This window comes from Bacillus sp. P4_E1 (genome assembly GCF_056401715.1).
Window position 1 is genome coordinate 178,265 of the sequence record NZ_JBFUIV010000008.1, and the last position, 14,843, is coordinate 193,107.

16 protein-coding genes are annotated in these 14,843 nt (G+C 33.6%); 4 read left to right on the forward strand and 12 right to left on the reverse strand.

All coding sequences use genetic code 11. The features are described from left to right. Positions 1-7: 7 nt before the first annotated feature. The 6 genes from AC1DS7_RS13725 to AC1DS7_RS13750 all read right to left on the reverse strand — a co-directional run bounded on the left by AC1DS7_RS13725 (position 8) and on the right by AC1DS7_RS13750 (position 4,665). Positions 8-331, reverse strand: a complete 324-nt coding sequence (locus tag AC1DS7_RS13725; protein WP_016101060.1) for a hypothetical protein — start codon at positions 329-331, stop codon at positions 8-10. A gap of 28 nt (positions 332-359) precedes the next feature. Then, the gene (locus AC1DS7_RS13730; RefSeq protein ID WP_476999053.1) at positions 360-1,184 is read right to left on the reverse strand and encodes a lysostaphin resistance A-like protein; all 825 of its coding nucleotides are present in this window, start codon (positions 1,182-1,184) and stop codon (positions 360-362) included. A gap of 109 nt (positions 1,185-1,293) precedes the next feature. Continuing rightward, the gene (locus AC1DS7_RS13735) at positions 1,294-2,088 is read right to left on the reverse strand and encodes a MerR family transcriptional regulator (protein WP_016101058.1); all 795 of its coding nucleotides are present in this window, start codon (positions 2,086-2,088) and stop codon (positions 1,294-1,296) included. A 367-nt stretch (positions 2,089-2,455) separates the two neighbouring features. Further along, a complete protein-coding gene (locus AC1DS7_RS13740; protein WP_016101057.1) occupies positions 2,456-2,881 on the reverse strand; it encodes an ester cyclase in 426 nt (141 codons plus the stop codon). Positions 2,882-3,080: 199 nt separating this feature from the next. Further along, a complete protein-coding gene (locus AC1DS7_RS13745; RefSeq protein WP_016101056.1) occupies positions 3,081-4,001 on the reverse strand; it encodes a class I SAM-dependent methyltransferase in 921 nt (306 codons plus the stop codon). A 190-nt stretch (positions 4,002-4,191) separates the two neighbouring features. Beyond that, the gene (locus AC1DS7_RS13750) at positions 4,192-4,665 is read right to left on the reverse strand and encodes a DUF4188 domain-containing protein (RefSeq protein ID WP_002128099.1); all 474 of its coding nucleotides are present in this window, start codon (positions 4,663-4,665) and stop codon (positions 4,192-4,194) included. Positions 4,666-5,090: 425 nt separating this feature from the next. Between AC1DS7_RS13750 and AC1DS7_RS13755 the strand changes: the two genes are divergently transcribed. Both AC1DS7_RS13755 and AC1DS7_RS13760 read left to right on the forward strand, forming a co-directional pair. Continuing rightward, positions 5,091-5,684 (forward strand): AAA family ATPase, encoded by a 594-nt coding sequence (locus tag AC1DS7_RS13755; RefSeq protein ID WP_195743467.1) that lies wholly within the window; start codon positions 5,091-5,093, stop codon positions 5,682-5,684. A 150-nt stretch (positions 5,685-5,834) separates the two neighbouring features. Continuing rightward, entirely contained in the window at positions 5,835-6,974 is a 1,140-nt protein-coding gene (locus tag AC1DS7_RS13760) for an LPXTG cell wall anchor domain-containing protein (RefSeq protein WP_016101054.1), read from the forward strand. 72 nt (positions 6,975-7,046) lie between these two features. Here the strand turns inward: AC1DS7_RS13760 and AC1DS7_RS13765 are convergent, their stop codons facing one another. Both AC1DS7_RS13765 and AC1DS7_RS13770 read right to left on the reverse strand, forming a co-directional pair. Next, positions 7,047-7,718, reverse strand: coding sequence for an ABC transporter ATP-binding protein (locus tag AC1DS7_RS13765; RefSeq protein WP_012261244.1), 672 nt, complete (start codon positions 7,716-7,718; stop codon positions 7,047-7,049). Then, positions 7,718-8,782, reverse strand: a complete 1,065-nt coding sequence (locus tag AC1DS7_RS13770; RefSeq protein WP_016101053.1) for an ABC transporter permease — start codon at positions 8,780-8,782, stop codon at positions 7,718-7,720. The genes AC1DS7_RS13765 and AC1DS7_RS13770 overlap by 1 nt, the downstream gene beginning before the upstream one ends. A 184-nt stretch (positions 8,783-8,966) precedes the next feature. Here AC1DS7_RS13770 and AC1DS7_RS13775 point away from each other — a divergent pair, with 184 nt between their 5' ends. Together AC1DS7_RS13775 and AC1DS7_RS13780 are read left to right on the forward strand one after the other, a co-directional pair. Beyond that, positions 8,967-9,590: an ArsR/SmtB family transcription factor gene (locus AC1DS7_RS13775; protein WP_016101052.1), complete on the forward strand. Its 624-nt coding sequence runs from the start codon at positions 8,967-8,969 to the stop codon at positions 9,588-9,590. 70 nt (positions 9,591-9,660) lie between these two features. Further along, on the forward strand, positions 9,661-10,920 hold the full coding sequence (locus tag AC1DS7_RS13780; RefSeq protein ID WP_016101051.1) for an MFS transporter: 1,260 nt from the start codon (positions 9,661-9,663) through the stop codon (positions 10,918-10,920). A gap of 117 nt (positions 10,921-11,037) precedes the next feature. Here AC1DS7_RS13780 and AC1DS7_RS13785 read toward each other — a convergent pair whose 3' ends face one another. The 4 genes from AC1DS7_RS13785 to AC1DS7_RS13800 form a co-directional block, all read right to left on the reverse strand. Continuing rightward, the gene (locus AC1DS7_RS13785) at positions 11,038-11,508 is read right to left on the reverse strand and encodes a DinB family protein (protein WP_016101050.1); all 471 of its coding nucleotides are present in this window, start codon (positions 11,506-11,508) and stop codon (positions 11,038-11,040) included. A gap of 237 nt (positions 11,509-11,745) precedes the next feature. Beyond that, on the reverse strand, positions 11,746-13,122 hold the full coding sequence (locus tag AC1DS7_RS13790) for a sensor histidine kinase (RefSeq protein WP_016101049.1): 1,377 nt from the start codon (positions 13,120-13,122) through the stop codon (positions 11,746-11,748). A 1-nt stretch (position 13,123) separates the two neighbouring features. Next, complete coding sequence (locus tag AC1DS7_RS13795; protein WP_000781971.1) at positions 13,124-13,801, reverse strand: response regulator transcription factor; 678 nt, start codon at positions 13,799-13,801, stop codon at positions 13,124-13,126. A gap of 180 nt (positions 13,802-13,981) precedes the next feature. Then, entirely contained in the window at positions 13,982-14,821 is an 840-nt protein-coding gene (locus AC1DS7_RS13800; protein WP_000747487.1) for a YitT family protein, read from the reverse strand. Between the last annotated feature and the right edge of the window lie 22 nt (positions 14,822-14,843).

The following is a 14,843-nucleotide window of genomic DNA, read 5'->3' on the forward strand; positions in this document are numbered from 1 at the left end:
TACTCTTTTAAGCATTTCTCTTTTCCATCCAAACGATAGCTAAACAATACATTATGAAAAATATAACGTATGCATTCCATAAACTGGGTATCGCCGCTACTCCTAAATAAAGAGTTCCTGGTAACATCCACATGCAGCAAACGACCATAAAAGCCTTTTTCCTTGCCACCGCCGCAATTACTGCTAGAAAAGAAGGAAATAAGAACATGAAAAATACAGTGATATATACTTCCTTATCAAGCTCTTGTTTGCTGTAAGGGTTGAAATATAGAAAAACAATTGAAAGGATAAAGATACTTATAGCAGCTACTAGTCCTATATAATTTTTCATCATTCCCCGCCTTCCAATAGCTATGTACTTAATACTTTCCATTCCTGCTATCTATATCTTCCGCTCCATATAGAACTCTCTTTGGGTTCACAACAATTAAAACAACTGCAACTACTAAATAAAAAATCGCGTTATACATAATTAAATCGATTAAATTTCCGTTTATTATGCCGATAAAAAAATTAAAGAATTGGTGGATAATGATTGGAATGATTAAATTTTGATTTAAGTTATAGAATGCTGTCATGACAATTTTAATGGATATGATAGAAATCATAAAAAATAAAATATATTTAAATAAATCAATTCCTACAAATCCTGTAGTAAACCATATAGGTAGATGCCACGTCCCCCACCAAAATCCTATAATTAGCGAAGCTTTTAATGGTGAATGCCTCTTTTGGAGTTCAATTTGTGCAAAACCTCTCCATCCTATTTCTTCTCCCAATGGCCCCGCAAGAAAGTTTTTAACAAAGAAATAGATTAGCATTCCCCATGAAGAGACAGTAAAAATAGAGTCTACTTCACTATTTTTAGACACGATAAACAAAATCATTAAAAATATGAAAGCTTGAATCATACTCACAATAAGAATTACAGAAACTTTAAGTTTATTCTTGAACTTGTCTTTTACAAATTGTATAAAACTCTGCCCTGGATAGATTTTTTTAAATAGCACAGCAAAAACAAAAGTTGAGGACCAAGACGATATACAAAACATTACATCAAAAACCCATGCTGGGAATTCTAGCATACTTATAGCTCCTACAAGCAAAAAAAGTGGTAGAAAAGTGATATTGGTTAGTACGATAAAACTCGCTACTGGTTTTTTTAGTTTCTTTTCCCTATTCATGCACAATCCCCATTTCAAACTAAGTATTTCGTAAACATAATAGTAGTTATATTTACAGATACTTTCAGCTTAAACCTGGGGGTTACTCACAGGTCAATACATGTCAGCATTATTTTACAGGTGCATAAATTTCTAAAAATATACGCTCAAGTTCCTCTTCATATGTGGTAAGTAATATATTTATATACACTAGCCCCAAAAGTTCATGTCCTTGTTCTATTGCTGCTTTTCTTAAACTGGATTCCACATTATGATCAATACTTTTCCCACCAGTTGCCCATCTTCCATCTTCAATAACTGTATAAATACATTTTGGATGCGATAGAATTTCCCCTTCTAATTCTTTATCAAAGTCTTCTACTTTTCTTACGATTATAAATTTATCTTCTATAATACCTTCTTTATTAAAACTTATAACTCTTCGTAAAGATGTTAAAGTAACTGCTTTCTTTAAACTATCCGTATTCTGTTTCAAAGATTCATATTCATCATACGCAGTAAAATGCTCTATTTCTCCGTTTACTTCTAATGGCTTCATTTCTTTTACTACGTATTTCCCTAAGAATTGCGTTGTTTTTTCGCAATCTTCTTTTACAATTTGAAGCTTTTTTAAAAGAAGTTTTTTATATTCTATCTCCTCTAAAACTTCTTGTTCTTTCTCTTCTAACAATGATTTTATTCCCTCTATACTCTTACTTTTTCTTAATTCCTGAATTTTTTTTATTTCGATATCCATTTCCCTATAGAAATTGACCGTTGTTATATCATATATATCAAAATGATTATATTTTCTATATCCATTCTCAATATTTTGCTTCGGCTTGACCAAATCTTTTTCCTCATAAAACTTCAAAGTATCTCTAGATACATCTAAAAATTTAGCGACTTGTCCAATTGTGTACATTACGTTCTCCTTTATCATTGCTACTTAATTTATTACATTCATACTTCATATTCTTTAAATTATCGAATTTCCCTTCCTATTAATATTCCCCCCTTGTTTTCCCACAAAAAAAGACACAGAGATTTCTCCCCATGCCTAATTGTAGCTTTAAAATAAAATTTAATTGAAATAATACCATTAACTTTAATAAATAAAAGAACAGAGCCTATTTTTAAAAAAGGTCAATCAAAATACGATATTTTCGTGATAATTCTAATAATTCTTCCGAAAAAAGTTTAATCGGTTTGTACACCTTATGTAACAGAAGCATTTCGCTTAACAAGATGTTGTTTCTTGCTTTTATTTTTCTACTACTATTAAAAATTAACTACTGAATATTTTTATTGCACTCTAATTGATTTTGAATTCCTGACCTATCAATTTGAATCCAATACTCTGCTATTTTTCCATCTTCTATTCTATACACAGCACTTGCCATTTGAATTATTGGGAGTCCTGTAGGTTGATATCCATCGATTTCTCCTAAGTGTATACCTACTTGTTTCCAACGTACATATACTTTACTTCCTTGTACTAAAAACTCTTGTATTTCTAAAGAAAAATCACCATATACTTCAATCATCTCTCTTACATGTTCAGCATAATCTTCAGGTGTTCTGCAAACTGTTTGTTCTTCTTCAGATACAATTTGATGTGCCAATACTTTTTCTACCATCAATTGATTTGAATAGTCAGGATTCTTCCCTGAACGTACTTCTTCAAAAAATTTTCTAACAATTTGTTCTGGCGTCATTTGAAAACCCCCTTATTAATACATCCAATACTAATCATATCACAGTTTATTTTAATCTAACTATTAAAGTAAACTGGTCCGTGTGTACAAAAAAACAAGACCTCTTCATTATTAAGATATTTCGGTTCATATCTTTCAGAAAAATCGAAACTTTATTCGAAACATCGTGACTTCATTTCAAATTCACACTAATAATTCTCTACTTCTTCACCGCATGTACATAATGCACCGTCTCAAAAGCTTCTAAATAATCGTTTCGTCCCTCAAAATATAATGTATGAATATCCTCTGGTGATATGTGCTCATAAATGAATAAGCCCGATTTCTCTAACAGTACTTCCATTTCGGTATAAGAAAAACATGATTTCATCGGTTCTCCGCCTATCTCAGCCATCTTTATCATATTTTCAACTCGATTGGATAATCCTTTTTCCGTAAATAAATTTTCATCAGGATAATCGAAAACGATAGAACTTCCTGCTGGAACTATCTCGAATAAATATTCTATTAAACTGGAAAGTTCCTCTTTCGTTAAATAATACGTAACACCTAAAAGGCTAAAGAACGTCTTTGTATTTTCAAATCCTTCATTTACTAATGCTTGCTTCGAGAAACCTTTAGTAAAATCCATCGAAACAAAATGAAGATTGTTTGGAATTTCATACTCTGCTTCTTTCACTCTTTGTATTTTAAACTCTTGCGTAGAAGGATGATCCACTTCAAATATTTCTATTTTATTTTCTAATTCTCGGTGTCTAAAACTAAACGTGTCTAAGCCTGCACCGAGTATAACGTATTGTTTTGCACCTAATGCAATTTCATGTAGCAATACTCTTTCACAATATGCCGCGCGTGCCAAAGGTGTTGGTGATAACTGAACTTGTGTAATCCATTTTAAAATTTCTTTCGGATTGTCTTGAAACTGCTGTGCAATGTCTTTATTGAAAAAATGTATTCCTTGAACTATGTTCGTTTCAATATCATTACGTTCTTTTTGTGAAATAAGATCTTTAGCTACATAATCATCAAAGATTTTAGAACTATCAAATTCACTATGATACGCCCTTCCGAAAGCTGATACTAACGACGTTACACTTGCTTCACCTTGTTTCACGCACATACACTCTCCTTCATTTTCACAACAAAAATAGGGTCCCCCTGGCCAGGAGAACCCTATTATACACTTTATTTTTATAATGGTAAATTATAGCATAAATAAGTTTTTTTGTCAAGTTTTCAGCCTGCTAACACTCCAACACTTTGTATATTCTCCGGCAGGAACATCGAAATTATATGCACAATTTTCCGAATTATTTATTCATTCTTTTTTGAGCAGTATTAGTATCTTGAGATACCGGTATGTGTTCGGTAGCTCTAGATAAACCTGTTTTTGGCATATTAACATAGATTGCTTCAGAAGCACCTTTTTCTATTTGATAGGTTTCGTGAAAAACACCGACACTCCCATTATCTTTAATCTTATTATTGTAGGATTTCCAAGCATATGAATGATTTTTTCCGTGAGCATAGTTTACTAATTCGTCGAATCCCTTCCAGTATTGAATTAGGATTACTTTTCTCCAACTAAATAAGAATTCTGTATGTAAGAAACCCCATTGTGGATTTTGATACAATTCTTTAATCATAGGTCCCATAGCATTAAAAACTGGTATCCACTTCCAAAATTTTAATAGGTTATTAATACGCATACCAATAATAAAAACAACAAATTCTTGATCCTTGCTATTGGCTATATGCCTGCCGTTAAAAATTTTAGCCCCCACTTTAATCCCCCTTTTTTACTGAACATAAATAATGTGCAGCTCCCAAATAAACCATAACACTTTCCCATGAATTTTCCAATTGATTCAACATAGATTATGAAAGGCTGTACTTAACAATAAAGGGTATATGTTTCCTACCTTTTTATTATTAACAGCTATTTTTAATATTTGTTCTAAACCTCCTTTTCACCAGGAACATTTCCATAATATATTTCAATAACGATAGCATTGTCGCCCCCTTTCTAAACAGAATATTTTTTAGTTCATTTGAGTTAGGACAACATCACACTTTTCACATTAGGGAATTATTGGATAAATAAGTTTTTTGGTGAAATTTTCAGCCCATTACTACTCAGCCACTTTGTATTTTCTCCGGCAGGAAAATTGTCGATTCACACCGAACATTCCAGATTATAACAATACATATGGAGGCCAATATGAAACGATTAGTCATTATTACAGTAGGAAAAACCCACAGTGGAAAAACAACATTTGCTAAAGAACTAGAAAAAAAGTTACCCCACTCTTTCGTTATGGATCAAGATAACCAAGCAGAATTTATTAACACGCATTATGAAAAATTACAGCCAACTGAAGGCCCTAATACATTTAAGCACGCTCTTTCGAAATTCATTGTTGATTATGCAAAAGAACATACAAATTTACACCTTATCATTTGCAACTCAAATAGAAGCCGAAACGGCCGGATGTATTTGCTGGATGAATTGTTTAAGCAAGAGGAATATGTACGTATATTCGTTCGTTTTGACATTCCAGATGATATTCTTTATGAAAGAGTAGCTCGTAGTAAGCGAAGTATAAATATATTTAGAGGTAACTATTCCAGTTTCAAAGAAGTACTCGTTCGGCAACAGGCTGAATCTCAACATGAAGATGTAGTAGATCCTGTAGAAAATGAGGCTGATTATTTGTTTGTTATTCGCGATAGTAAAGATGTAAAATCTACTATAGAAGAAATTGTTCATCTTGCTGAAGATTTGTCCCCTATCCCAAAATAAGAGACTATAAGAATCACATAATCATAGATTATTATGCAAATACTTCCTCTAAGCGCCGAACATGGTATATAATAATAAAATAATCTACTTCTATATGCTCAATTTTACACAAAACAGCTCATGCATATGAAAGAAAAGAGGTACAAAAATATGAAAACAAAACAAACAATCGCTGCGTCTACACTAGCTTTAGCAATGATTGCTGGCGCAAACTCTACTCATGCGGAAGTAACTGATGCTACTCCCCAGCAAAGTACGGGAGATCGCTTAGCTGAAATTAAGCAACATAGACAAGAGTTAGATGCGAAATTACAGCAGCACAAAGAAAATGTGGATCAAACATTAAATGAACTTAACCAAGTTAAGGAAAATGTTGATACAAAGGTTAATGAACTACATGAACGTAAACAAGTTGCAGATGAAAAAATTGGCGAGATGAAACAACATAAACAAGAGTTAGATGCAAAACTTCAGCAAGACAAACAAATCGCCGAAGATAAAATCGCTGAAATTAAAGAGCATAAAAAGCAAGTAGATGAAAAAGTTGCTGAAATTAAAGAGCATAAGCAAACTGTTGATGAAAAGGTTAATGAGATTAAAGAACATAAACAAACTGTTGATGAAAAAGTGAATGAAATTAAGCAGCATAAAGAAAATATCGATGCAAAGGTTAATGAACTTAAGGAAGTAAAAAAACAGGTAGATGACAAATTAGCTGAGTTAAAGAAAGCGAAACAAACTGCTGAGGACAAACTTGCTGAAATTAAAGAAAATAAACCGAATACAGGTAACACATTAGAAGAACTTAAGAAAATTAAAGGCAATTTAGATAGTCTTTCATCTAACTTAGAACTAGCTAAACAAGATGTGAAAAACAAATTAGCTGCGTTACAAGAAGCTAGACAAGATTTACTAAATAAAATAAACGAAATGAAACAAGCGAAACAAACTGTTTCAGACGATTTAACAAAGAAAAAACAAGACTTAGATATTAAAATAAACGATTTTAAACATACTGAGAAAAAAATTGATGACAAATTAGCTGAGTTACATACAACGAAGCAAAATGTAGATAACAAAATTAATGAAGTATCACAACCTAAACACACGACAGTGAATAATAACACTACTACTACTACACCTTCTACTGTTCCAGCGAAAAACGATGCTAGAGAACTTCCTAACGCTGGTAGTGAGCAATCAAGTAACGTGCCTTTAGGAATGTTATCTGTCTTAGGTGGACTTTTATTAGTAACACGAAATAAAATTAAAACGTTATTCTCAAAATAAAGCCATTATATCTATTTTAAAATAATCATACAAAGGCCAACTGCACATATATGTACGGTTGGCCTTTTTTCTTTATATTAACTGCCCATCTCTAAGCGTCAATATACGATCACATACATCAAGCATTCTTTCATCATGTGTAATCATAATTGCTGCTTTTTGACTTTCTTTCACTTCACGTTTCATCATTTCCACGACTTCACGTGCGCGTTTTGAGTCTAAGCTTGCCGTTGGTTCATCCGCTAATATTAAATCTGGGTTGTTCATGAAAGCACGAGTGATTGCTACCCTTTGTTTTTCCCCGCCCGATAGTTGATTTGGATAATGAGTTTTTCTTTCAGATAATCCAAATGCTGCTAGCAAGTGATCCGCACGCTTTTCCGATTCTTGTTTGTTGTCTTTTTTTAACTTTGCAATGTAAAGCAATTGTTCTTTTACATTTAAATATGGAACAAGATTTGCGAACTGGAAAATGAAGCCGATTTTTTTCAAACGAATGTCTGTCATTTCCTTTTCTGATAACTTCGTAATATTTTGCTCACGAATGTAAATATCCCCTTTTGACGGTGATAGTAAAGCACCTGCGATTGATAATAACGTACTTTTCCCTGATCCAGAAGGACCGACGATTCCGATAAATTCTCCAGCTTTCACATCAAGCGACATCGGATGAAGGGCTGTTACTTCCGTATTCCCTTCTCCGTACACTTTACTTACTTTGTCTAATTTTAATAATGAAGTCATTACATCCCGCCTCCAATTGCTTCTAATGCATCAACTTTTAATACTTGATATAACGAAATAAGTGTTCCTAAAATACTAATGACGATAAAGATTGCTGCATATTGTGCAATCATCGGTGTTGTTAATAAGAACGGCATACCCGCTGGTAAAATTTGTTCTAATCCTTGTACAAGAACAATACTGATTATCATCGCAACGACTGATAAGAATAACGCCTGCACGACTAAGCTATTTGCTAAATAAGAATTTTTCGTACCGATTGCTTTTAGTACACCTAATTGCTGTGTTTTTTGCAATGTAATTACGTAGAAGAATACACCGATCAGTAACGCAGCGATAACAAGTAAGAACGCAATGATCATCGTTAATGTTCCTTGCTCTTCTTTAAATCCTGGAATACTTTGCAGTACTTCTTTTTTGTCGATAACATGTGCATTTTTAATTTCTTTATCTGTATTAAGCGCAATTGCACTATAATCTTTTTGGTTTGGTTGTGAAATAGCACCCCATACGTCTTCATTTACATAAACGACTGGTGTATGGCTAAACATTTGATCTTTCGTAAATCCAACGATTGTAAATTCTTTCTTTGAAACAGGATCAATAATTGTATCCCCAATATCAATTCCTTTTTCTTTAATTGATTCATCAGCAACCATTTCGTTGTTTGCTGTACCTAATTTCTCACCTTTTACAATTTTCGGTTCTAAAAATGAATCACGTTCACTTGAGAAAATAGCGACATCAACTTTTTTCGAACTATCTTTCTTTTCATACGTTGAAACTTTCACACGAAACGGAACGGCCTCTTTCTCGCCTACTTGATTTACTACGTTATCTACATCATCTTTCTTAATTTGTGAACGAAGTAATTTATTTTCCGCATCATCTGCTAAAACGAACTTATTTGCCTCCATATTTTGAATCGATGAAGCATTATCATATGATAGTCCATTTGCTAATCCTGAAATAACAAGGACTAAAAATGATAATAACACCATAATAAGTCCGATTAATCCATATCTTAATTTTGATTGTTTTAATTCACGCAGAGCTAAAAACATTTCGCTCGCTCCTTCCTATTACTTTCTATGCACTTATCATAAAAAAGAAATATGAACGGAATATGAACAGAAGATTACAGAAGAAAAATTAAATTTTCAGAAAGCATTGAAAACAAATGAAATCCTTGATACAATTCAGTCAAATAATCTTGACCGAGTAATTTAATTTGAGGAGTTGATCATTTTGAAGCCCGTGTTAACACTAACTACTTATAGCCAACTAAAAGCAATAAGCGATCCACTACGTGCCGAAATGATGATGCGTCTATGCGAACGTCCTTATACAGGACAACTGCTATCTGAGAAATTCGGCATTTCAAGGGCGAAAATTCATTATCATTTAAAAGAATTAGAGAAGAATGGCCTTATAGAAATCGTATATACAGAAGAAAAGAATGGCATCGTTCAAAAGTTTTATCAATCTGTCGCTAAAGGATTTACCCCTGCCGCGGACCTATTACCTCATTTAGAAATATTAAGCGAATCAGGTCGCCAAATCTTTTTACAAATGACGGAAAGAACGAAAAGCCATATTCTCGCTGCACCAGAAGAATCTTTTACATTACGAAATGCAAGTGAAGACCCAGCTGAGTGGAATTACGTTTCATCCTGCTGGGAATTTGATGCTACGCCAGAACAATTTCAAGTGTGGGTGAAAAAGTTTCATGAATTAATGGCTGAATTAAACGAAATCACAAAAAGTGCGGATAAAGATCCAAATAGTAAAGCTTATTATATTTCTACTACTGCACTTCAAATCGCTGAGAGAACAATGCAGCAGTTTGTAAAAAAAGAAGAAAAATCGTAATGCGATTTTTTTTTACATAAACGGTCAAATTTATTTTACCGAATAATTTTTTTATAAAGGAGTAGATAAAGTGGACATATTAAAAAACCGGAATTTCCTCTTATTATTTTTAGGGAGAATTTTTACAAACATAGGAGATAGCTTGTATTATGTAGCAGCGATGTGGCTCGTATATGAGCTGAGTGGTAATCCTTTTTATTCTGGATTAGCTGGTTTCCTTACATTATTACCTTCTGCACTTCAATTTCTTACCGGTCCTTTCGTTGATAGATGGTCAATCAAAAACACCCTTGTAATCACACAAGTCCTGCAATGCATTCTTATATTAATCATTCCTATTACACACTACTTCGATCTATTAACAGTTCAACTACTACTCATCATTATGCCCATCGTAGCCTTTATCGAACAATTCGCCTATCCCGCACAATCAAAAGCTTTACCACTTCTACTGCATAAAACACAATTATTAAAAGGAAATTCACTCTTTTCATTTGCGTATCAAGGCATTGACTTAATTTGTACGACTCTTTCTGGAATATTAGTAGCACTACTTGGCGCAATCACTTTATATGTAATCGACTCTTTTACATTCGCGATTACTGCCCTTTTGTTCTTTTCACTAAAAATGCCAAAGCAAGCAGAAACCAATACATCGCTATCAACTAAACAATATTTCACTGATTTAAAAGAAGGTTTTTCGATCGTCTTCCGTTCACTAATGGGCGTATTCTTAATCGGTTCAGTAGTTGCTAATTTTTCAATCGGTATGACGATGGCGATACTTCCTTCTTTCGCCGATTCTTTAGGAGGGGTTAAATTATACGGTTTCTTTTTAGCCGCTATATCCGCCGGTAGTTTAATTGGAGCACTATTCAGTTCATGGGTTGGTAAACATAATATTAGCCATGTCTCCATTATTAGCTTTGCGACTAGCGCTTTCTTTTGGTTTCTCTCTACGTTTGTACCGTTTCAATGGTTATCAATTTTTTTATTCGGCTTAGCTTGGATACCAATTGGTGCGACCAACATATTATTTGCGACAATTAGTCAAACTTTAATTCCAAATCAATATCTTGGACGCATCAATTCAGTCACACGAAGCATGGGTACAATTGCTATGCCATTCGGTTCTTTAATTGGTGGATACACCGCAAATGTATTTAGTAGCCAACTCATTTTCGCGCTCGCTAGCATCGGTATTTTATTTATTTCTATAGTATGGCTACTTCATCCGAAATTACGTTCATTGCCGAAAGCTGATGAAATTACAGCGGATACTTTTGGGGTTCGGTTTAAAGTAGAGCGCGGGAAAGGTGCGACTTTATAGCAGGAACAAATTTAACCCCGTTCTAAATTTTGGGCGGGGTTATAATTATAGTTATTTAATTTTGAATGTAAAATACCTCACTAAAAATATAACAATAGCACCAACTAAAACGTTCAATTATCGATTTGATGGCCAAGACCCCTGCATTTTCCTTAATTGAATAATTTGACCTGTATGATAAGCATCATGAAGCATAATGTCCAGTAATTTCCCCTCAAGTGAATTTTGCTCAAGTTCTTTTTCGGAAATTGCACTCAATGCCTGTCTTAAATTACGTTGGGCATTTTCACAACGTTCAACGACTTTCTTCCATTCCTTATCATCATTAGATTGATTGGTAAGATAAAAGGTTTCATCACCGTCGAGATTATGTATCCATTTACGGTCTTCCAAGTTTGCAGCAAGTCTCTCTTTGTAATAAATGAGATGATTAACGTTCTCCCAAATGGTTTTAGTTGCCTCTCCATATGGTTTCCAGATAGCCTGTTCGGCTGTAAGTCCTTCTATAGCATGTTTAAACGGTGCATACCAACTCTCTTTATCGAATGTGGAATCTAGTCCGTTTAAAAACAAGTCAATTCGTTTCAAAGTAATCGCCTCCCTAAATAGTTAAAGTTTCAATAAAATCCTTATAGCTCTGTAGAGATTCTACATTTTCAAATAAACTTCCTGCTAATCTTATTCCACAAACTGACCCAATTGTGAAATAGAATGACTCGCATTTTTTCAAACAACTTTTTATCACTTTACACGTAAGTGATAATATATTGACCAATTGACAAAAATAAGAAGAGGCTGTTCTAAAAACAGCCTCTTCCTTTCCATCTATTTCGGAAGCTCCACCTGAACAGTAGTCCCTTCCCCTTTCGTGCTATATACCGAAACGTTTCCATTATGAAGTTCAACAATTTTCTGTACAATCGATAATCCTAAACCACTACCTTCTATGTTTCTTGCCCTTGCCGTATCTACTTTGTAAAAACGATCAAATATACGATCCATTTCTTCTTTTCCCATACCGATTCCGTTATCTGATATAGAAATGACAATACCTGATTCTAATTCTTCTACAACAAATTCAATCGTCCCGCCATCGTTTGAAAACTTAATGCTATTCGTAAAAATATTACTCCATACTTGATGTAGTAGGTTTTCATCACCTTCTATAAATATGTCCGGTACATCAAATTCAACAGCTATATCTTTTTCACGCCATTTCCATTCGAGCATAAAAATGACGTCTTTAATTTGCTTCTGCAGATTGAATTCTTTTATCTGTAAAACCTTCTCTTCTTTATCTAATGAAGCAAGCGTAAGTAACTGTTTACATAAACTAGACATCCGCTTACTTTCACCCTCAATAATTTTCAAGTAACGTTTTCTTTCCTCTTCACTCATATTCTCCGATTGTAATGTTTTCGAAAAACCTTGTATCGAAGAAAGTGGAGATTGGAATTCATGAGAAACGTTAGAAACGAACTCTTGTCTCATTTGGTCTAATTCTTTAATGCTCTTTGTCATCTTTTGAAAATTAGTCGCTAGTGTACCAATTTCATCTTTTCGATTTTCATCTAATTCGATATCATATTCACCACTTGCAATCTTTTGAGTCGCTTTCGTAAATGTTCGAATAGGACGAACGATATAACCTGCTGCGATCGCTATAAAAATGATACTTAATACAACGATGAAACCAAGTAATACCGCTAGAAAAATTCTCATTTCACCAAATTGTTGCTGAATGTCAGGGCGAATGAATAAAGCGTACTGTTTATCATCGTGTTTTAGCGGTACACCGACACTATTAATTAATTCATTATCAAAAAATCCTGTAATAAAGAGGCGCGTTGGATATGTGGAAACGCCATTAAACGTTTCACCTTGCAATACTTTATGAACGGTATCATCACTAATTGTTATCTTACGAAACGCATTCCCAATACGCTTTCCATGATTTTCGTCATCTACAATATAAATTTCATACCCTAACTTCGCAATAGACTGTAAGTATGCCTCTTTATTCTCTTCACTTTGCTTTTCATATAATGATTTTACTTCTTTAGCATACATTAAAATCTTTTCACTATTGTACGGTTTTAACTTCACTTGATAATATACGTTCGTTAATAAAAAACCGATAATACTACTAAGAAGCATAATACCGACTGTCATAAAAACAAATCTAGAATATAGTGATTTCATTTTATTTCAACTCCAACTTATAACCGAGTCCGCGTACTGTCGTAATTTGAAAGTCATCTGTTCGTTTTGAGAAACGATCTCGTAGCCTCTTCACATGAACGTCAACTGTTCGTTCATCTCCTTCAAAATCCATTCCCCATACTAATTCAATTAATTCTTCTCTCGAGAATGTTCTTCCAGGATAACTAGCAAGTTGTGATAACAATTCAAATTCCTTTAATGGAAGCAAAATCGTCTGACCGTTACACTTCACTTCAAACCCTTTTCGGTCAATTGTTGTACCGTGCAGCGTAATAATATCAGCACTAAGCATTTGATAACGGCGCAATAAAGCTTTCATACGGAAAATTACTTCAGCTGGTTCAAATGGTTTTACAATATAATCGTCCGTACCAGAAATGAATCCTTTTTCTTTATCGACTAGCTGATCTTTTGCAGTTAATAAAATAACAGGTATATCATGATACTTCCGGATTTCTTCGCATAACGTATAGCCATCAACAAACGGCATCATAATGTCTACTATCGCAAGATGAATATTTTCTTTCTCTAATACGCCTTGCGCTACCTTTCCATCTTCCGCTTCAAAAACTTTAAAGCCCTCTTTTTGTAAATGGTAATGCAATAACTCTCTAATATGTTTATCATCATCAGCTAATAAAATATGTATCATCTTCATTAAACCCTCTCTTGTTCATCCTTCTACATCCTTACCTTAAGAAACAATTGGATTTTTTGCAAGAAAAAGAAAAACATACCAACATTTTAAGATAAATAAAAAGAATCTATTTTGAAAAAAGATTATTCAAAATAGATTCTTACGTTTTAGTATTAAGATTATTTTAATGAAAAGTAATTTCTATGCTTTAGAAATATCAACGAATCCTTCTCCAAATACGTCACGAACATCGTGTATAGCGATGAATGCAGCCGGATCCGTAGTTTGAACAATCCGTTTTAGCTTCACTACTTCTTGCTTATTAATAACAATATAAAGAATTTCCTTCGGAGTTTTCGTGTAATAGCCATGACCTGAGTACACAGTAACCCCTCTGCCCATTAAGGTAGTCACCTTCCCGGCAATTTCATTCGGGTTATCAGAAATAATCGTAATGGCTTTCTTCGGATTTAAACCTTCAATTACAAACTCCATCACTTTCGTTGCTACATATAGCATAATAATTGTTATCATCAGTTTTTCTGCACCAATGATGAAATAAGATGAAAACGCAACAATTAAATCGAAGAACAGTAAACCATAGCTAATGCTCCATCCTAAATATTTATGCGTCATTCTTGCTAAGATGGTAGTACCTGCTGTTGTTCCGCCAACGCGAATAATAAGACCAATCCCGCACCCAATAAATATTCCTCCGAAAATGGCATTTACAAGCATTTCATCCGAAGCAATCGTCCAACCTTCTGTCAAATGAAGGAATAGCGAGTTCGTAACTACAGCGATAATCGTATAAATTGTTGTAATCTTATTCAAAAATTTATAACCAGCTATTAACAAAATCGCATTTAAAATTAAGTTAACTAAGCCTGGTGACCATTCAAATAAATAGTACGTAATAATCGTGATACCAGTTACTCCGCCTTCTCCAAACTCGTTCGGAATAACAAACAAATTCACACCTAACGCAAAAAGAAATGCACCAATAATAATAAAAATAATGTCTGTCGTTCTTTTTTTCATACAGTACCTCACTTCTTATGTA

What these genes read in the sequence shown, in the direction of transcription:
- AC1DS7_RS13765 (WP_012261244.1), bottom strand. Translation starts at nt 7,718, where the DNA reads ATGACTTCATTATTAAAATTAGACAAAGTAAGTAAAGTGTACGGAGAA.
- AC1DS7_RS13800 (WP_000747487.1), bottom strand. Translation starts at nt 14,821, where the DNA reads ATGAAAAAAAGAACGACAGACATTATTTTTATTATTATTGGTGCATTT.
- AC1DS7_RS13740 (WP_016101057.1), bottom strand. Translation starts at nt 2,881, where the DNA reads ATGACGCCAGAACAAATTGTTAGAAAATTTTTTGAAGAAGTACGTTCA.
- AC1DS7_RS13760 (WP_016101054.1), top strand. Translation starts at nt 5,835, where the DNA reads ATGAAAACAAAACAAACAATCGCTGCGTCTACACTAGCTTTAGCAATG.
- AC1DS7_RS13745 (WP_016101056.1), bottom strand. Translation starts at nt 4,001, where the DNA reads ATGTGCGTGAAACAAGGTGAAGCAAGTGTAACGTCGTTAGTATCAGCT.
- AC1DS7_RS13730 (WP_476999053.1), bottom strand. Translation starts at nt 1,184, where the DNA reads ATGAATAGGGAAAAGAAACTAAAAAAACCAGTAGCGAGTTTTATCGTA.
- AC1DS7_RS13795 (WP_000781971.1), bottom strand. Translation starts at nt 13,801, where the DNA reads ATGAAGATGATACATATTTTATTAGCTGATGATGATAAACATATTAGA.
- AC1DS7_RS13790 (WP_016101049.1), bottom strand. Translation starts at nt 13,122, where the DNA reads ATGAAATCACTATATTCTAGATTTGTTTTTATGACAGTCGGTATTATG.
- AC1DS7_RS13770 (WP_016101053.1), bottom strand. Translation starts at nt 8,782, where the DNA reads ATGTTTTTAGCTCTGCGTGAATTAAAACAATCAAAATTAAGATATGGA.
- AC1DS7_RS13735 (WP_016101058.1), bottom strand. Translation starts at nt 2,088, where the DNA reads ATGTACACAATTGGACAAGTCGCTAAATTTTTAGATGTATCTAGAGAT.
- AC1DS7_RS13725 (WP_016101060.1), bottom strand. Translation starts at nt 331, where the DNA reads ATGAAAAATTATATAGGACTAGTAGCTGCTATAAGTATCTTTATCCTT.
- AC1DS7_RS13755 (WP_195743467.1), top strand. Translation starts at nt 5,091, where the DNA reads ATGGAGGCCAATATGAAACGATTAGTCATTATTACAGTAGGAAAAACC.